The sequence below is a fragment of the Reichenbachiella sp. MALMAid0571 genome (assembly GCF_040151475.1).
Classification (GTDB): Bacteria; Bacteroidota; Bacteroidia; order Cytophagales; family Cyclobacteriaceae; genus CAXBNB01.
In genome coordinates, this window is sequence record NZ_JBDKWG010000138.1 from 84,029 (window position 1) to 102,000 (window position 17,972).

General features: G+C 37.9%; 17 protein-coding genes. 6 read left to right on the forward strand and 11 right to left on the reverse strand.

Going from position 1 to position 17,972, the window contains the following annotated elements; all coding sequences use genetic code 11:
• Nucleotides 1-10: 10 nt before the first annotated feature.
• The 3 genes from porV to AAOP42_RS14780 all read left to right on the forward strand — a co-directional run bounded on the left by porV (nt 11) and on the right by AAOP42_RS14780 (nt 4,138).
• Nucleotides 11-1,204, forward strand: a complete 1,194-nt coding sequence (porV, locus tag AAOP42_RS14770) for a type IX secretion system outer membrane channel protein PorV (RefSeq protein WP_349529311.1) — start codon at nt 11-13, stop codon at nt 1,202-1,204.
• Entirely contained in the window at nt 1,204-2,472 is a 1,269-nt protein-coding gene (locus tag AAOP42_RS14775; RefSeq protein WP_349529312.1) for a M16 family metallopeptidase, read from the forward strand. Before porV ends, AAOP42_RS14775 begins: the two co-directional genes overlap by 1 nt.
• A gap of 61 nt (nt 2,473-2,533) precedes the next feature.
• Complete coding sequence (locus tag AAOP42_RS14780) at nt 2,534-4,138, forward strand: mechanosensitive ion channel family protein (RefSeq protein ID WP_349529313.1); 1,605 nt, start codon at nt 2,534-2,536, stop codon at nt 4,136-4,138.
• On the opposite strand, the gene AAOP42_RS14785 is transcribed toward AAOP42_RS14780, so the two are convergent.
• From AAOP42_RS14785 to AAOP42_RS14800, 4 genes are all read right to left on the reverse strand, one after another.
• Nucleotides 4,120-4,377 carry a hypothetical protein gene (locus tag AAOP42_RS14785; RefSeq protein ID WP_349529314.1) on the reverse strand — a complete coding sequence of 86 codons (258 nt, stop codon included), beginning with the start codon at nt 4,375-4,377 and terminating at the stop codon, nt 4,120-4,122. The two genes, AAOP42_RS14780 and AAOP42_RS14785, sit on opposite strands and share 19 nt — an antisense overlap.
• 375 nt (nt 4,378-4,752) lie before the next feature.
• Entirely contained in the window at nt 4,753-5,001 is a 249-nt protein-coding gene (locus AAOP42_RS14790; protein ID WP_349529315.1) for a hypothetical protein, read from the reverse strand.
• 323 nt (nt 5,002-5,324) lie between these two features.
• Entirely contained in the window at nt 5,325-5,654 is a 330-nt protein-coding gene (locus AAOP42_RS14795) for a hypothetical protein (protein ID WP_349529316.1), read from the reverse strand.
• 540 nt (nt 5,655-6,194) lie between these two features.
• Nucleotides 6,195-6,764 carry a hypothetical protein gene (locus AAOP42_RS14800; protein WP_349529317.1) on the reverse strand — a complete coding sequence of 190 codons (570 nt, stop codon included), beginning with the start codon at nt 6,762-6,764 and terminating at the stop codon, nt 6,195-6,197.
• Nucleotides 6,765-6,818: 54 nt separating this feature from the next.
• On the opposite strand from AAOP42_RS14800, the gene lipB reads away from it, so the two are divergent.
• Nucleotides 6,819-7,538, forward strand: coding sequence for a lipoyl(octanoyl) transferase LipB (lipB, locus tag AAOP42_RS14805; RefSeq protein WP_349529318.1), 720 nt, complete (start codon nt 6,819-6,821; stop codon nt 7,536-7,538).
• Nucleotides 7,539-7,613: 75 nt separating this feature from the next.
• Here lipB and dnaK read toward each other — a convergent pair whose 3' ends face one another.
• The 6 genes from dnaK to folP form a co-directional block, all read right to left on the reverse strand.
• A complete protein-coding gene (gene dnaK, locus AAOP42_RS14810; RefSeq protein ID WP_349529319.1) occupies nt 7,614-9,539 on the reverse strand; it encodes a molecular chaperone DnaK in 1,926 nt (641 codons plus the stop codon).
• Between the two features lie 190 nt (nt 9,540-9,729).
• Nucleotides 9,730-10,560 (reverse strand): toxin-antitoxin system YwqK family antitoxin, encoded by an 831-nt coding sequence (locus AAOP42_RS14815; RefSeq protein WP_349529320.1) that lies wholly within the window; start codon nt 10,558-10,560, stop codon nt 9,730-9,732.
• Between the two features lie 162 nt (nt 10,561-10,722).
• Nucleotides 10,723-12,633, reverse strand: coding sequence for a molecular chaperone HtpG (htpG, locus tag AAOP42_RS14820; RefSeq protein ID WP_349529321.1), 1,911 nt, complete (start codon nt 12,631-12,633; stop codon nt 10,723-10,725).
• A gap of 207 nt (nt 12,634-12,840) precedes the next feature.
• Nucleotides 12,841-13,332: a DUF4293 domain-containing protein gene (locus AAOP42_RS14825; protein WP_349529322.1), complete on the reverse strand. Its 492-nt coding sequence runs from the start codon at nt 13,330-13,332 to the stop codon at nt 12,841-12,843.
• A 245-nt stretch (nt 13,333-13,577) separates the two neighbouring features.
• Complete coding sequence (gene cdaA, locus AAOP42_RS14830; protein WP_349529323.1) at nt 13,578-14,483, reverse strand: diadenylate cyclase CdaA; 906 nt, start codon at nt 14,481-14,483, stop codon at nt 13,578-13,580.
• Entirely contained in the window at nt 14,480-15,316 is an 837-nt protein-coding gene (gene folP / locus AAOP42_RS14835) for a dihydropteroate synthase (RefSeq protein WP_349529324.1), read from the reverse strand. Before folP ends, cdaA begins: the two co-directional genes overlap by 4 nt.
• A gap of 68 nt (nt 15,317-15,384) precedes the next feature.
• Between folP and AAOP42_RS14840 the strand changes: the two genes are divergently transcribed.
• Entirely contained in the window at nt 15,385-15,927 is a 543-nt protein-coding gene (locus tag AAOP42_RS14840) for a DUF1599 domain-containing protein (protein ID WP_349529325.1), read from the forward strand.
• 84 nt (nt 15,928-16,011) lie between these two features.
• Entirely contained in the window at nt 16,012-17,106 is a 1,095-nt protein-coding gene (locus AAOP42_RS14845; RefSeq protein WP_349529326.1) for a BT_3928 family protein, read from the forward strand.
• 14 nt (nt 17,107-17,120) lie between these two features.
• On the opposite strand, the gene AAOP42_RS14850 is transcribed toward AAOP42_RS14845, so the two are convergent.
• A complete protein-coding gene (locus AAOP42_RS14850; protein ID WP_349529327.1) occupies nt 17,121-17,957 on the reverse strand; it encodes an alpha/beta hydrolase in 837 nt (278 codons plus the stop codon).
• Nucleotides 17,958-17,972 lie beyond the last annotated feature (15 nt).

The following is a 17,972-nucleotide window of genomic DNA, read 5'->3' on the forward strand; positions in this document are numbered from 1 at the left end:
AATTCAAAACATGATAAAAAGACTAAATTATGCGATTTTAGCTTTTGCAATAACATTGTTGAATATAACAATTGCAAAGGCACAAACGTCGGGTGTGCTGTATGGACAGGATACATCCCGTAGAGTTATCACTACAGCCGTTCCATTTCTCAATTTCGCACCAGACTCCAGGGCTTCTGGCATGGGTGATGTTGGGGTAGCTACTTCTCCTGATGCCAATTCTGCTCATTGGAATAATGGGAAATTAGCTTTTATAGACCAAGATTACGGATTTTCAGCCTCTTACACTCCATGGCTGGGGAAAATAGTAGATGACATGTCCATTTCATATTTGTCGGGATTTTATAAAATCGACAGGGTCCAGACTATTGGCACCTCATTGCGCTATTTTGACTTAGGAGAAATTCAATTGACAAATGAACAAGGGATTAGTTTGGGACTTGAAAATCCAAGAGAATTGGCCTTTGATATGACCTACTCCCGAAAACTTAGTGAATATATAGGTGTTGGTGTAACAGGCAGATACATCTGGTCGAATTTATCAGGCAGCTATTCAGGAAACAATGGAGCTAAGTCTGGAAAAAGTGTTGCAGTCGATTTAGGTTTCTATTTCGATAAAAAATACATAGTAGGTGGAAAAGACACTGAAGTTTCTTTTGGAGCTCATATTTCTAACATTGGTCAAAAAATCACATACAGTAACGAAACTAATGCCGATTTCATTCCAACAAACCTGAGATTGGGCAGTGCCTACAAAACAAGTCTTGATCCATACAACACAATCACTTTCGCTCTGGATTTTAACAAATTACTAGTTCCCACCCCTCCACTGGTGGATTCTAATGGTAACATTGTAAGAGGAAGAGATGCAAATAGAAATCTATTAAGTGGGATTTTTGGTTCATTCAGTGATGCACCTGATGGATTTTCTGAAGAACTCAGGGAAATTACTATTTCAGCAGGAGCAGAATATTGGTACAGGGATGTATTCGCCGCACGTGCCGGATATTTCCATGAAACAGCAAATAAAGGAGGCAGAAAATACATTACAGTAGGACTTGGATTCAGGTATCAAAAGTTCGGTGTTGATTTTTCATATTTAATCCCACCAGAACAGAATCACCCATTGGCCGAAACCATCCGCTTTTCAATATTGTTTAATTTCGATAGAGGAATTGATGACTCTGAATCCATTTCGAATTAATGCTTGAAAGAACAATAGCTCCTCCCTTTGGAGAAATAACAAACCCGGGAATTCAACAAGCTGAAGTCATTTCATTTGCAAATGGAAGTTGGCTGTCCACTATAAACGCCGGAGATCAGCCGGTAATTAAGTGTGAAATCACCCTCGATTCAGGAATATGGTATGAGAATTTGTCAGGACTATCCTGGATCACCGCAAAAATTCTTCCCGAAGGAACCAAAAACAAATCTGCAAATCAAATAGCTGAGCTATTCGAGTTTTATGGTTCTTTCATAGAGATTAACCCGAGTTTTGACAATACATCTATCGCCGTATATACTCCAAAAAAGCATTTTGAACATGTAATGGCTCTATTGGCTGAGGTTCTCTTTCAGCCCGCTTTCAATAAGGACGAAATAGAGATTTTAAAGACCAATAAAATTCAGCAGCTAAAGGTAAATGGTGAAAAGACCAATTTTGTAGCCTCTCGGAAAATAAGAGAATCACTTTTTGGGTTAAAACACTCATACGGTCAGTTCTTATCTGAAGACGATGTTACCAATTTGCATAAAAGCGATATTGAAAAATATTATAATTCTTCTTTTCTCAAAGCTCAGAAATTCTTTTTGAGCGGGCTGGTGGATGACAAGGAAATTGAAATAGTGAAACAGTATTTTGACATAAATCAAACCAACCCGGATTCTTATAATAAGGAAAACGTTTTATCTATAAGCTCAAAAAACATTTTTGTCGAAAAACCGGGAAGCCTTCAATCATCTATAAGACTAGGCTGGCAGATCCCTGATAAAAGCCATCCGGATCATTTCAAATTGGTTTTACTCAACGAAATTCTAGGCGGATATTTTAGCTCTAGGTTGATGAAAAACTTGCGAGAAGACAAAGGATATACTTATGGAGTTAACTCGTATCCGGTATTTTTAAAACAAGCCTCTTTTTTGATCATAAGTGCCGATGTAATCGCAGAAAGCACACAGGATGCAATCAATGAAATCCACAAGGAACTGGATGTTTTGAAAAACGAAAAAGTTTCTGCAACGGAACTGGAAACGGTAAGAAACTACATGGCAGGCTCATTTTTGTCCAGTGTTTCTTCCCCTTTTCAACTGATGGAAAAATTCAAATCCATCAACAATCATGGATTAGACTATTCTTATTACGACAATTTTTTTTACAGTCTGAAAAATATCTCTTCCTCCGATATCCTGGAAACCGCCAACGAATACCTTAAAACTGACGGCCTGCATACTGTAGTAGTTGGAAAAAAATAATTAGATTAGTTGTCCAATTTTTATCCAGTAGGATGTCTTTTATATTCAAATAATCAAACTAATGTTAAAGCATTTTCTAGTTGTAATTTTATTATTCCCAATTCTTTGTTTCGGACAAGGCCCTAAACCCGATTCTCTGGATATTTACCTAAAGTCTCCTTATCAGAGTGTTTATACCCTGCTTTACTATCTCAATGAAGAGGGATATAACCCACAAAAAGCTGCTTTACCCATTTCTGATGCGGATTTGACCGAGGATGAGCGGATAGAAGTGGCCAACAGCCTAAAACAAGTACTTGATGGAGAAGGCATCTATATATATATGGATGAAGTGCCGAAAAACCCAAATTATGTGGACTCTACTACAAACAAAGCACAATATGTTTTGACTCCCAGATACCCCAACATATACCTGACCAAACGTGATAACAAATGGCAATTTCAATCCAGATCAATAGACGCCATTAACATCGCTCATGAATCGGTATTCAAATTTGGAACTGACAAGCTGTTAAAAATCTTGCCCAAAGTAGGTACAAAGAAGATTATGGGGCTAGCCATGTGGCAACACTTTGGCATTTTGATACTGGCATTTTTAAGTTTTTTAATTCATAAAATCTTCACTTTAATATTTGAAAAACTCATCTTGCGTGTATTAATATCTTCCGGATATGAAAAAATAGCTGCAGAATATATCCTTCCGGTAGCCCGTCCTCTCAGTTTGTTGTTTGTCACTATGCTGCTTGTTCTCTTCGTGCCAGTGCTACAATTGCCCGTGGTTTCTACCAAATATATAGATCCAATACTAAAAGCACTGTTGCCATTGTTTGCCGTTATCGTTTTCTACAAAATGGCAGACATACTTGCGCTCTATCTGCAAAAACTTGCCAGCAAAACAGAAAGTACTCTGGATGATCAGTTGGTGCCGTTGTTTAGAAAAACACTAAAAACGTTTATCGTCACCATTGGAGCCTTGTTTATTTTAGAAAACTTAAACGTGCCCATTCTTCCATTATTAACAGGTTTGTCCATTGGAGGCCTGGCATTTGCCCTGGCAGCACAAGATACCATCAAGAATTTCTTTGGTTCCTTAATGATTTTCATAGACAAACCTTTTCAAATTGGTGATTGGATTACCTCAGGAGATATTGACGGATCAGTAGAGGAAGTTGGCTTTCGATCTACCCGGGTAAGGACTTTTCGGAATTCGGTAGTCTATGTGCCCAATGGTAGATTAGCTGACAGTACTATTGATAATCATGGTTTAAGAAAATACCGAAGATTCTACACCCAAATTGCCCTTACTTACGACACCCCTGCCGAGCTGATTGAAATATTCGTAGAGGGACTCAAAGAGATAGTAAAACAACACCCGAAAACCAGAAAAGATTTTTTTGAAGTCCATTTCAACGAAATGGCTGATTTCTCCCTCAATATAATGTTTTACATATTCTTTGAAGTACCTACCTGGTCGGAAGAACTAAGAGCCAGGCATGAGGTGTTGATAGAAGTTGTGAAACTGGCAGAAAAACTGGGAGTAAACTTTGCCTTCCCAACACAAACACTGCATGTGGAAAACTTACCTGGTCAGAAGTCTTTGTCTCCAAGTTACGAATCACGAGATACGCTGAAGAAAAAACTAGAAGCTTATTTTTCGGAGAAATAATTAGCCTCAGCGGTATCCTTTTCAACATAGAATTTGTCGTAAGCCAAGCCTTGTTTCTGGTATTCTTTCTTTCGTTGATCTACCAGTGTCATGGTTTCATTATAAAGGGCTTCTCCTTCATCAATGTAGGCAATATCAATTCCCATAAAATCAAGAAGGGCAGCCACTTCCGTATCCCGACTATTGAAAATCAGGACACGGGAAGATTCGAGTTTGTCTGTGAGTGTTTTTGCCACCATAGCAGTAAAATTTAAAAGGTTAAACAAAAATAATAAAATTCAGATAATAGCTTGAGTTTTTAGTTTTAGACTCTAACTGGTAGAAGTAAGTGTGAGTTGAGGAAAATTGAGTATCTGTTCTGAACTGTAAAATATGGGTGAGGAGCATTGTAAGCCTACTCTCGGATTTCTAAAGTATTGGCTTGAAAATAATAAGCCCACCTTAAAACGAGTATATATGATCTGGGGAAACCAAAGTTCGCTTTCAGATGACTGAAGTATAGGTTCGTATTTTGAAGTATGGATTGGGGTAAATTAAACATGTATTTCGCATATGAAGTGTACATCAGATGTACCTGTTAAAGCAAAAGAGGGGGATATGAAGCCCCTCCATTTTTATCCATAACTGGTCTTGGCAATGCTTTGAATCACATCCTCTAGTGACCTGTAATCATTCATGACATATATGGTTGTCTTTTTATCCGGCGTGTGATGTACATCCTTGACCTGATATATTTTTGGATCACCATTTGATAACGACAGGATTATTCTTTCATCGGTACGTGGTAAATATTCAAATTGGTATTCTCTAAGAGGTGCCACCTGACCCTCATAGTCTATTTCTATTACGTTGACTGTCTCCATTTTTTTAATTTTTTCGCATTGATTTTATTAATATTTCATGCAACCTCAGGGTTTAGGCTTATGTTTTAATCCTATCAAAATGCCGATTAGAATAATCAGCAGGGAAAAGAGAACGAGTTTTATCATTGGAATTGCGGATTTTCACAAGCAAAGCCGGATTTACTTCAACCTTATGGAATTGAGGCAATGGGCCTCAATTCCTTGATTATAATAGTCCATCAAAAGGGATTGGATTATAAAAGTAGCCCTTTAAAAGTTGCTTACATTTAAAAACTAGTTTGAGGGGAATGTGAAGGCCTGAATTATTAGCCTCTTCCGAAATCCTAAGTGAATAGGAATGTTTGGGTACCGGATTTAGGTGGTGGGGATTTAGAAGCTAAGAAAGGATCTGTATAGCTCAACAAGACGAAACCAGTTGCTTTGTGAAAGCAATATTGCAATGAAGCTTCCAATTGAAAGGGGTTAGGGGGAACGATGTAGTATAAGCCCGGAAAACAGGTTTCCGTTTCCGGATCAGGCTCATCATGTTCAGGCAAAATATCCCCCTTGTCCATAACAACCTCCAGAACCAATTCGAAAACAGATTCAATCTCATTTACGGTGGGGTCAAACCTACCTTCCATATCCGCAGCATCTATAGAGAGATTGATCATGTAAATGCTCAACAAGATACTGAACGGTTTGGCGATATGGTATGTAATGAAACGGATCACAGGATAAAGTAAAGTAATGTTCTCGTCAACTCAAAACAATGCTTTAGTTTTTAGAAGTACCTTATAATTATGTTAAGTAAAATCACCAATAAGAAAGACGAGCAGATAAAAGAAAGACAACCTGTGAGCTATTCTAATTCTGCTAGATGAGATTCCGGATATCCGCTACGCTACTTCCGAAATGACACTCAAGAGATGACGCTACGGACAGGGAACGTTGGGTAAAGTAAGTGTATCACAGACAATTGCGCAGATGAATTATTCCTGTACAAATGAATATAGTAAAATAGCGTATCACAATTGCCTGGGATTCTCTTGCTGTTGAATGACCAATATGGAAGCAGGTTGGGAGAAAACCGTTAAGTCGTTTGGTCAGAGTAAGCCTTGCGGATGGATCAGTACGCTGGCCAAGCGGCTATTTATACTGATTGGTCATTAGACAATAGAACTTCAATCTCCAGAAAAGAACATATAGTTTTCTCAAAGAAACTTTCCCTTAATATCAAAAAACACCGTATCGTTAAATATTAGTTTTTGATACCCTGAAAATTGGTAACTGCGGATCGACGAAGAAGAGTTGTCAAATTCAAGACGGTATTTTCTGAAAGAATCGAATACCATATTTGATTCATTATATTGTCCTTCTATCGAGACAATTTGAGCAACGTTGTTTCTGGTAACAGTTACTTTTTGAGGTCCTTTTTCTCCTTTACGTTGAAAAGTCGTAGTGTTTCCTGAATTGGCGATATCATATTCACCATTGTATTTTGCCTGATCAAGGTTGAGGTCTGAAAACACTTTCAAATCAGAAGCCAGGTCAGTAGAATCAGGAACCAAAAGCAACTTCTCTTCTTTTCCTTTAATAGATACCTTCTTTTCCAATTTTTTCCCGTTAAGTACCTTTACCTGAGATTTTAGAAGGGAATCCAGGTCAACAAACTGAAAATCATTTTTTATACCAGTCGTTTTTTGCATCACTAAATCCTCGCATGAAACGAATACATGCAATGTAATAACCGACAATATTATTATAAAGGTTGATTTCCTCATGGGCAGCAATTTAGTTTGATTTTTTAACTCTACCTTTGTGGTAGTTGGATTAATATGGATTTGAAAATTAATAAGAAAACGAAATTTATCGACCTTGGTTTGATTGATTACAAAGAAGGTTGGGATTATCAGGAAAAACTATTTCTCGAAGTAGTAAACCTGAAAATAGCAAACAGATCGCTAAACCCTGAAGATCAAAAAGAGACTCCCAACTACCTTATTTTTTGTTCTCATCCACACGTCTATACACTCGGTAAAAGTGGTGACCAAAACCATTTACTCCTGGATGATTCAGAGCTTTCAGAAAAAGAAGCTACCTTTTACAAGATCAATCGAGGGGGAGACATAACTTATCACGGACCGGGACAAATTGTAGGATACCCTATTTTAGACCTGGATAACTTTTTCACGGACATTCATAAATACCTTCGATACCTGGAAGAAGCCGTGATCCTGACTTTGGCCGATTATGGTATTGAGGGGGGACGAATAGACGGGCTTACCGGAGTATGGATTGATTTTGAAGACAAAGTAAATGCACGAAAAATATGTGCGCTGGGAGTAAAAACCAGTAGATGGGTGACCATGCATGGTTTTGCATTTAATGTGCTCACTGACCTGACCTATTTCAACAACATTATTCCTTGTGGCATTGACGACAAAGCGGTGACTTCATTGGAAAAAGAACTAGGTGAAAAACCAGACCTGGCAGAAGTAGAAAAAAGGCTCAAGCAGCATCTTGCTAAACTATTTAAGATGGAACTATTGTTTTAAGTTCCACTTTTGACAAAATAAAAAAAGCCTTCCGGTTTCCCGAAAAGCTTTAGTTTATCTATGTAAAAGGGCAGATTACTTTTTGTCCTCTACCTCCTCGAATTCCACATCCGATACATCTGCATCAGTTGTTTGATCCGCACCAGCAGCACCTGCATCAGATCCCGACTCACCACCCTGAGCACCAGCAGCTTGCGAAGCAGCATACATTTCCTGACTAGCTCCTTCCCATGCCTTATTCATACCTTCCATTGCAGCATCAATTGCAGCCAGGTCAGCACTTTTATGGGCTTCTTTCAATTTCTCAAGAGCAGCTTCGATTCCGGATTTATTTGCTTCAGACAATTTATCTCCGAATTCTTTCAACTGTTTTTCAGTCTGGAAGATCATAGAGTCAGCAGCATTCAGCTTCTCTATTTTCTCTTTTTCAGCTTTGTCAGCATCCGCATTTGCTTCTGCTTCCTGCTTCATCTTTTCTATTTCCTCATCAGTCAATCCAGAAGAAGCTTCAATTCTGATTTTTTGCTCTTTGTTGGTACCCTTGTCTTTTGCAGATACATTCATGATACCATTCGCATCAATGTCAAATGTTACTTCGATCTGAGGAATTCCCCTTGGAGATGGTGGAATACCATCCAAATGAAATCTTCCGATTGTCCTGTTGTGAGCAGCCATAGGTCTTTCTCCCTGCAAAACATGAATCTCCACAGAAGGCTGATTGTCGGCAGCAGTTGAGAAGGTTTCTGATTTTTTAGTTGGAATGGTTGTGTTCGACTCGATCAATTTGGTGAACACACCGCCCATGGTTTCAATACCCAATGATAATGGCGTTACATCAAGAAGCAATACATCTTTAACTTCTCCAGTTAATACACCACCCTGAATAGCAGCTCCAATAGCAACCACTTCATCGGGGTTTACACCTTTAGATGGCTTTTTGCCAAAGAATTTTTCTACTTCTTCCTGAATGATTGGAATCCTTGTAGATCCACCCACCAATATTACTTCATCAATATCTGACAAAGAAAGTCCGGAATCCTTGAGTGCTTTTTTCACTGGCTCCATAGACCTTTTCACAAGGCTATCAGCCAATTGCTCAAATTTAGCTCTGGTCAACTTCCTTACCAAGTGCTTAGGCACACCATCAACAGGCATGATATAAGGCAAATTAACTTCTGTCTCCGTAGAACTTGACAATTCTATTTTAGCTTTTTCAGCAGCTTCCTTCAATCTCTGAAGAGCCATAGGGTCTTTTCTCAAATCAATATTTTCATCAGAAAGAAATTCCTCAGCCAACCAGTTGATGATTACAGTATCAAAATCGTCTCCACCAAGGTGTACATCACCATTAGTGGATTTTACTTCGAATACCCCGTCACCCAATTCTAGTATGGAAATATCGAATGTACCACCACCAAGGTCATACACTGCGATTTTCATGTCTTTGTTTTTCTTATCAAGGCCGTATGCCAATGCCGCAGCAGTAGGCTCATTAATGATCCTTTTTACTTCAAGGCCGGCTATAGCACCTGCTTCTTTTGTAGCTTGTCTTTCTGCATCGTTGAAGTATGCAGGAACAGTAATTACTGCTTCTTTTACTTCAGTTCCCAGATAGTCTTCAGCAGTTGACTTCATTTTTTGAAGGATCATAGCAGAAAGTTCCTGAGCCGTATATTTTCTGTCTCCAATAACTATTCTTATGGTATCATTGTTTCCACTTTCAACCTTATAAGAAACGCCCTTCTTTTCTTCAGAAATTTCTTTGAATTTCTTTCCCATAAACCTTTTTACAGAGCTTATAGTATTTTGTGGGTTAGTGATGGCCTGACGCTTTGCAGGATCTCCCACCTTTCTCTCTCCTTTTCCTCCATCTAAAAATGCTACGATGGATGGAGTTGTTCTCCTCCCTTCACTGTTGGGGATAACTACAGGCTCGTTACCTTCCATCACAGCTACGCAGGAATTGGTTGTACCCAAATCGATTCCTATTATTTTTCCCATGATAATTGTTTATACTTTTTTTAATTAAATTTCTCTTCTGCAAAGCTTTTATCAATGCTTGTGCCAATCGATATTACGGCTTTATTCTGTGACATATTGTCAGAATGTCAGAACTGATTTGATATAAATGAAAAAATTGGCTGAATTTATAGCACCGGAGAATGTAGTTAGCTGATGCTTTTTCTAAAGGTTATTTCTTAGAAACGTCATAAATGGGCTTTCCCCGTTCATCCCATTCCCGGATAATAGAAGGCCGGAATGATTCATCAAAAGGATCATCACCATATTGTATCTGTCTCTTTTTCCTGTTTCTAATGTCGTAGTACTCTGTCCATATACCAACCTTCCCGTCAAAATGATACTCACCTCTTACGGCTACATTTCCACTTTCATAAAAAGCATAGTAGTTTCCTTCCTTCTCTCCAAAATGGACAGGAATAATTTCCTTTATTTGTTTTCTCCCACGATCATAGTATTGCACTCTTGATTCCTTGGGCCATCCTTTGTAATATTTCTCCTTGCTTTGCAGGATATCATATTTATTCCACTCAGACCATCGGGCATGCTTTGTGCCTTTATAATACACCCCCTCTTCCAACAACTGATCTCCTAACATCTTCTTATAAGGTCCATGAAGAATACCTGCATTATCCTTATCAATTTTTCTCGAATTGACAATTTTCCTTTTCTTAAAGTCATACCAATATATGTCCCTGACATATTGATCCGGCTCTTCGTATTCTTTTAAGTAGTGAAATAATTCTAAAACCACTTTGTCTCCAAATCCGGTACGGACAAATCCCTTTTTAGTCCTTACTCCATAGAAAGTTCCCTTTTTTACTTTCTTTTCCTTGGGCGATTTAATTTCAACTTCACTTTCTGCTTCCATATCCAGAGTCAGAGGGGTATCATAATTGATTTCAAACAAATCGACTTCCTCTTCCTGTGCATAGGTTTCCATTACTCCCAAAAAAGTAACAGAACAGGTAAACAATATGTATTTAATAAAATCTGGTTTCATGGTAAATTCGCTAACGAATAAATCACTCAATTATTTCTGAAAAATAAAATTACATGGAATCCATGAGATAAGTACACAAAAAACAGCTATTATAAGGATTACAAAATATAAAAGCCGGAAATATTCCGGCTTTTAGAAATTTACCTTTTAATGTCTGTTATGTTATTCCGCAGACAGCTCAACAGACCTTTTAATGAAATTGGTCAATTTAGCTCCTGACAACAAGTTTTGTGACAGCAATGCAAGATCGTATGCTTGTCTGGCCAATTGTTCTTTAGCTTCGTCATTGTCTGCCTTCAGAATTTTAGCAATCAAATTATGATTGGCATTGATAGCCACATTGTATTGATCCGGCATGTCTCCTCCCATCATGAACATACCTCCACCACCACCGGTTTTGGCCATGTCTTTCATTCTTCTCATAAACTCCGGCATAGTTACAATTACGGGCATTTCATCACTCGGTAATGACTCCACAGATACTGTATTGTTTTTATCATTGATTGCTTTGTCAAACAACTCTTTAAGAGCAGTCTTTTCGTCTTCTGATAAAACAGATTCTACCTTCTCATCCTTGTCAATCAACTTATCAACTGTATCGGCATCTACTCTTTTCAAGCTGACGCCTTCCACTTTTTGCTCCAGGTGATTGATAAAATGACTGTCAAGCTGACCATCAAGTTTCAACACATCATAAGCCCTGTTTTTTGCCGATGAAATGAAAGTATCCTGTTTTGCAGGCTCGGTAGCATATAGCATTACCAGCTTTTTGTCTTTATCTTCCTGATTGGTTTTGATAAGCTCTTTGTATTCTTCAATGGTAAAGAATTTGTCTTCAGTGTTTTGAAGTAAGACAAAATCTTTTGCCTTATCATTGAATTTCTCTTCACTCAACATGCCATATTTCACAAAAAGTCCAATATCAGACCATTTGTCTTCAAACGCTTTTCTGTCATTTTTGAAAAGTTCTGAAAGCTTATCAGCTACTTTTTTGGTAATGTACGAGTTGATTTTCTTCACATTACCATCGGCTTGCAAAAAGCTTCTTGATACATTCAGAGGAATATCAGGAGAATCGATCACACCATGAAGCAACATTAAAAACTCAGGAACAACATCCTTCACTTCATCGGTAATAAACACCTGACGTGAATACAATTGGATTTTGTTTTTCTGAATTTCAAAGTCATTCTTAATTTTTGGGAAGTACAAAATCCCTGTGAGGTTAAATGGATAATCTACGTTCAAATGGATCCAGAACAACGGATCTTCTGAGAATGGATACAACTCCTTATAAAATGCTAGGTAATCTTCGTCCTTTAGTTCCGAAGGAGCTTTAGTCCAAAGCGGTATAGGGTTGTTTATGATGTTATCCTTCTTAACAGTTTTCCACTTCGTTTTGCCCTCTTTGTCTTTTCCGTCTTCTACGCTTTCATCTTTTTCTCCAAACCTGATTTCTACGGGTAAAAACTTACAATACTTATCAAGGATTCCCTGGATGCGTTGTTTATCCAAAAATTCTTTAGAGTCCTCATTGATATGAAGAATAATATCCGTTCCCCTGTTTTTTCTTTTTCCCTTAGAAATCTCAAATTCCGTAGAACCATCACAAACCCACTTGGCTGGTTCTGATCCTTCCACATACGATAGTGAATTGATTTCAACTTTGTCAGAAACCATAAATGCTGAGTAGAAACCCAATCCGAAATGCCCAATGATTTGCTGAGCATCTTCTTTATCTTTATATTTTTCTACAAACTCCGTAGCACCGGAAAAAGCAATTTGATTAATGTATTTTTTAATATCATCAGCTGTCATCCCAATACCATTATCGCTGACAGTGATGGTTTTTTTCTTTTCGTCAAAGCTCACATCAATTTTAAGATCACCCAGTTCTCCGGCATACTCTCCCAGAGAAGAAAGCCTTTTTATCTTTTGTGATGCATCTACAGCATTCGAAACCAACTCCCTCAGGAAAATTTCATGATCCGAATACAAGAATTTTTTGATGATTGGAAAAATGTTCTCCGTGTGAATGGAAATGTTGCCTTTCTCTTTCGTTTTAGTACTCATTTTTATCTCTAATTATTTTGAATAGATTTTATCAGAACCCCGGGAAGCCCCAAAGAACTCTTTTACCAGACAGCTTGGATTACAAAAGCTGTTCCAATCCTAAAAATTCGGCTTTAAGTGACATGTTGACATAATAGTAGGAGAATTTTGACAGACTTATGCCATCTGCTACTCAAAATATGTTCTGGACAATAACTGTGATTTGAATTACCTGATCCTGTCCGCCGAGCGTACCAGATTTTCGTCTCTGCGAATAAATCTATTGGCCAGGGCATTAAAAAACAAAGCTGTAGCAGAAAAGTAAAAACCCGGCAAATAAGCTGCCGGAGCTAATGGTGGCAACACTTTTTCTGCATCAAAAATAAAATAAACAGCAAAACCCAAACAAGCTCCTATTACTAAGGAATTGAGGGCTCCAAGTTTCATTTGCATTAATCTGTTTTCATATTTGAAAATAGAAAAAACGGCAATAATTGCCGCTAATACCGCCAATCCTGCTACCGGATAAACGGGAGATTTACTTATTATTTCAGCTTCTTGTGTTTCCGCATTGGCTTTATCATGAACAACTTCCCAGGCAGTCAGTGTAATTTTTTCTTTATTGTCAGTATCTACTTTTTGCCACAGTGGAAAAAACAACATCGTTATCATTGTTACGGCTACCAGCAAAAGAAATATGGATTGAATTCTTTGGATCATCTTCTAATTTTTTGGCAAAAGTAAAAAAGATGCAATTAGATTTGGTGAAAAATTTGCTATTTATCAGGGTAAGCGCATTTAAAAATTCTTACTATTCCCTGAACCCCTGCCTCATCGGCAGACGGGTATTCAGGGGTCTCTTAGGGTTGACTGTGACTTTAAAAGATACCGCAACTGGTAGGGTAAGGAGGTTTTATTTTTAAATGCGTTTACCCTGAAGGTTTGACTCAGAAAACACTCTTTTGTTAAGTAGCAACCTTAATCTTGTCTTCTGCTGCTTTGTTTTTGGATTTCAACTTTTCAAGAACAGACGCATCTTTGTTTTTAGTGTCTTTATCCTGCTCTGTTTCTTTGTTGTAAAGGTATTCATTGATACGGTTTCTCACTTCCTGAGTAGAAAGATTAAATTCCATAAATCCGGCACGGGCACACGACAACTGACCTGTCTCCTCTGAGACAATAATTGTCAAACTATCTGTTGCCTCCGACATTCCAAGAGCAGCCCTGTGACGCAATCCGTAAATTGCCGGAAGGTTGTCTTGCTCGGAAACAGGCAAGATACACCTTGCTGCAATGATATTATTATTATTGATAATTACAGCACCATCATGCAAAGGACTATGGCGGTTGAATATAGAAAGTAATAATCTTTTTGAAACCAAAGCATCCAGTCTGTCTCCGGAATTGGCATAAAATTTCAATTCTGAGTTTCTGGAGAAAACTATTAATGCACCTGTATTTGATCCTCCCATAGATTTGATCGCTTCAATTACGGGAGTAACATTCAGGTGCTCATTGTCATATTTATCTCTCCAGAGCTGCTTGAGGCTTTTGATGATATTTCCTTCATCAAACAAAGTAGTTTTACCTAAAAGCAATAAAAACTTCCTTATTTCCTGCTGGAAAAGAACAATGACTGCTATCACACCAACACCCATAAACTGACCCAAAATACTACTGAGCAACTCCATGTTAGCGGCTTTCACCACAAGAAATAATAAATAGAGAAATAAGAAACCAAGAAAGATTTTGATGGCTACACTTCCCTTCATCAGTTTGTAGATCTGATAAAGCAAAATACTCACCATGCCGATATCAATTAAATCGACCCAGCTTATTTCTAAAAACCCTATTTGAAATCCTAAAATCAATTGCTTATAGTTAGTTTATACAATTCAATGGTTTCCATAGCTTCCTTAACATCGTGCACACGCAAAATTGATGCCCCTTTCATGAGGCAGGTATTGTTCAATGCGGTAGTCCCGTTGAGTGCCTCATCGGCAGTTATCCCCAGCGACTTCCATATCATCGACTTTCTGGATACACCACATAGAATTGGTTTGTCCAAAAAGTTTAATAATTCCAACTTGTTTAATAATTCAAAATTTTGATCGAGGGTCTTTGCAAATCCGAAACCGGGATCTATGATGACATCCGATACACCCTGGGCATTTAACAATTTTATTCGGGCATTAAAATAATCAATTATTTCTGAAATCAGGTTATCATATACGGTTAATTTTGACATTGTCTGAGGATTTCCTCTCATATGCATCATAATGTATGGTACTTTGAGGTCAGCAACAGTTTCAAACATCTTATCATCAAGTCCTCCGGCGGAAATGTCATTGACAATTGATACGCCATTTTCTATAGTTTGTTTAGCAACCTCGGAACGGAATGTATCTATTGAAATTACCGCTTCGGGAAATTCTTTAAGTATAGATTCTACCCCATGAATGGCATTATTTGCTTCTGTTTCTACTGGAATATCCACCGCTCCAGGTCTGCTCGAATATGCCCCTACATCCAAAATAGCAGCTCCTTCAGACAGCATTTTTTCAGCTTTACCCAACAGGTCTTGGTCGTTTTTTATTTTTCCACCATCATAAAACGAATCAGCTGTAAGGTTGATAATTCCCATTACGACAGGGCTTGAAATATCCAATAGAGATCCATTTATATTTAAAGATGATTTTGGCATGGGTAGTCTGGTAATTGAATCCGATTTGGTTAATTTTGGATGATTTTTTTATGAAAAAGATTTAGAAAGTGGAAGAAACTACAATTGGCGAATATACTCAAGTTATAAAGGCTTGTAAAGATATTTTTGAAAAGAAAACCAAGGATTATGGTACCGCCTGGAGGATACTGAGACTTCCATCTATCACAGACCAGATTTATATAAAAGCCCAAAGAATCAGGTCAATACAGGAAAAGGGCACACAAAAAGTGGATGAAGGAATCTCCGGAGAATTTGTTGCCATCATCAATTACTGCATCATGGCGGTGATCCAGACAAAACTGGAATCAAACACTGAACTGGAAATAGAATATTCCAAACTGGAACCGCTCTATGATGAAATTGCTGAGGACACTCTAAACCTGCTCAAGAACAAAAACCATGATTACGGGGAAGCCTGGAGGGAAATGAGGGTATCTTCCATCACAGACATCATCCTGATGAAGCTCTTGAGGACTAAGCAAATAGAAGACAACAATGGACGAACGTTGATTTCGGAAGGAGTTGTGGCTAACTACCAAGACATGATCAACTATTCGGTGTTTGCCTTGATAAAAATGGGGTTTGTGTGATTGTTAAAACCTTGTTAACAAAATTAGATTTTAACTGAAACAAACAGGAAAAGATTAATTTTCCAAAACGAAAACTATATTAATATGAATGTAATCGCAGCAATTGTAAGGTTTTTAGTCGGAGGACTTTTTATTTTTTCAGGTTTAATCAAAATAAATGACCCTGTGGGTACAGCCATAAAAATGGAGGAGTACTTTGAGGTATTTAGTTCAGACTTTGGCTCTTTCTTTCACATTTTTGTTCCTTACGCCCTGCCAATTGCTATATTTTTATGTGTGTTGGAGGTAGTACTGGGTCTGGCCATCATTCTGAATTACAGAACCAGCATTTCATTTATCGTGCTGATTGTATTGATATTCTTCTTTACGTTCCTCACTTTTTATTCTGCATATTTCAACAAAGTAACCGATTGTGGATGCTTTGGTGATGCTATAAAACTTACCCCCTGGCAGTCTTTTTATAAAGACATCATACTGGTGGTTATGAGTATCTTTTTGTTCATCTTCAGTACTACCCAGCAATCACTCAAAGCCCAGAAAACATCCGATTATGTGCTTCTTATTTTTACAGCATTGAATATCGGACTTGCAGTATATGCAGTAAAACACCTTCCTTATATTGACTTTCGGGCTTACAAAATAGGAAACAATATTCCTGCGAATATGCAATCCTCTTCCGAGTTGATTTATGAATACATTATGGAAAAAGACGGGAAGGAATTTAAGTTTGAAACTTATCCCACAGATACCACTTACAAATACAAGGAAATGGTACTGACCAACCCTGAGGTACTTCCTAAAATCACAGACTTTGCTATATGGAATGATGACGGTGACTATACAGAAGATATGTTTGTTGGCAAAAAGCTGTTCCTTGTTATTTACGATGTATCCAAAACCAATAAGGAAAGCTTTTCCGAAGTAGTAAATCTTCAAACATCACTAGGAGATCAGGTAGAGGTAATTGCTCTTACTGCTTCCGATGCTGAAACATTCAAACTATTTCAAGACGAAACAGGCTTCAGTTCTCCCTTCTACTATACGGATGCAACAGTACTCAAAACCATCACCAGATCCAATCCCGGACTTTGGTTGCTTGATAATGGTACAGTGGTAGGAAAATGGCATTACAATGATGTCCCTGAATCCTCCACGGTACTTGGATTAGTTGGTCTTTAAATCCAGACCAGAAATCAGGATTTCATTGTCATTAAAATCCATTCAAGAAGGTAATTCAAAACTTCCTCTTTTTCCAGGTCGTTATGCGGTTCGTGTTTTACGCCTTCCCATAATTTGAATGATGCCGAACTACCGGCATTTTCTGCGAATTGTTTCGAGCCTTCAGAAGAAGTGATTTCATCCTCAGACCCATGCCATACCAATGTCGGTATTTTAAGCCGTGATGCATTCTTTATAGCCCAACGGCCAGCATCATACGATTCCAATCCAAGCCTCACGGACATCTTTCTATGTACCAATGGATCGTTTTCATAAGCATCGTTGCAGGCAGCATCCTTAGTGAGCATAGAAGACGAAAACCTACTTCCTTGGGTAAAGGAAGGAAAAATCTTATTTATTATTTTAGCTACTTTAAACTCTAAAGCAGAAGGCTGAATTTGAGCTTTCAGCCAGGAAGAAGACAGGATGGCACCAGATAGTTCGTTTGTGTTTCTTATGAGTGTATAATTAGCGACAATATTTCCTCCGAAACTATGTCCATATAAAAACAAAGGCAAATCATTGTATTCCGCTCTTGCTGCTTTTAAAATTTCCTCCACATCATCCAACAAGATTTCATGTGATGGAGTATGTCCTCTTTTTCCTTCAGACTTACCATGTCCACGTAAATCAAAAGCAAAAACAGAAATATTATTTTCAACAAAAAACTCCGCTACATGCTGGTACCTGCCACTATGCTCTCCCAATCCATGTACAATACATAAGACGGCCTTTGGATCGGGGCTACTCCAAGCAATGGCTTTAAGCTCAGCACCATCTTTTGCAGTTAAATTGAAATAATCTGTTTCCATACTCTTATTAAATGT

Excerpts from the sequence above, each read along its gene's own strand:
- AAOP42_RS14815 (WP_349529320.1), bottom strand. The coding sequence starts at position 10,560 with ATGAAACCAGATTTTATTAAATACATATTGTTTACCTGTTCTGTTACT.
- AAOP42_RS14780 (WP_349529313.1), top strand. The coding sequence starts at position 2,534 with ATGTTAAAGCATTTTCTAGTTGTAATTTTATTATTCCCAATTCTTTGT.
- AAOP42_RS14785 (WP_349529314.1), bottom strand. The coding sequence starts at position 4,377 with ATGGTGGCAAAAACACTCACAGACAAACTCGAATCTTCCCGTGTCCTG.
- porV (WP_349529311.1), top strand. The coding sequence starts at position 11 with ATGATAAAAAGACTAAATTATGCGATTTTAGCTTTTGCAATAACATTG.
- AAOP42_RS14850 (WP_349529327.1), bottom strand. The coding sequence starts at position 17,957 with ATGGAAACAGATTATTTCAATTTAACTGCAAAAGATGGTGCTGAGCTT.
- AAOP42_RS14790 (WP_349529315.1), bottom strand. The coding sequence starts at position 5,001 with ATGGAGACAGTCAACGTAATAGAAATAGACTATGAGGGTCAGGTGGCA.
- dnaK (WP_349529319.1), bottom strand. The coding sequence starts at position 9,539 with ATGGGAAAAATAATAGGAATCGATTTGGGTACAACCAATTCCTGCGTA.
- AAOP42_RS14825 (WP_349529322.1), bottom strand. The coding sequence starts at position 13,332 with ATGATCCAAAGAATTCAATCCATATTTCTTTTGCTGGTAGCCGTAACA.
- AAOP42_RS14775 (WP_349529312.1), top strand. The coding sequence starts at position 1,204 with ATGCTTGAAAGAACAATAGCTCCTCCCTTTGGAGAAATAACAAACCCG.
- lipB (WP_349529318.1), top strand. The coding sequence starts at position 6,819 with ATGGATTTGAAAATTAATAAGAAAACGAAATTTATCGACCTTGGTTTG.
- AAOP42_RS14800 (WP_349529317.1), bottom strand. The coding sequence starts at position 6,764 with ATGAGGAAATCAACCTTTATAATAATATTGTCGGTTATTACATTGCAT.
- AAOP42_RS14845 (WP_349529326.1), top strand. The coding sequence starts at position 16,012 with ATGAATGTAATCGCAGCAATTGTAAGGTTTTTAGTCGGAGGACTTTTT.
- htpG (WP_349529321.1), bottom strand. The coding sequence starts at position 12,633 with ATGAGTACTAAAACGAAAGAGAAAGGCAACATTTCCATTCACACGGAG.
- folP (WP_349529324.1), bottom strand. The coding sequence starts at position 15,316 with ATGCCAAAATCATCTTTAAATATAAATGGATCTCTATTGGATATTTCA.
- AAOP42_RS14795 (WP_349529316.1), bottom strand. The coding sequence starts at position 5,654 with ATGATCAATCTCTCTATAGATGCTGCGGATATGGAAGGTAGGTTTGAC.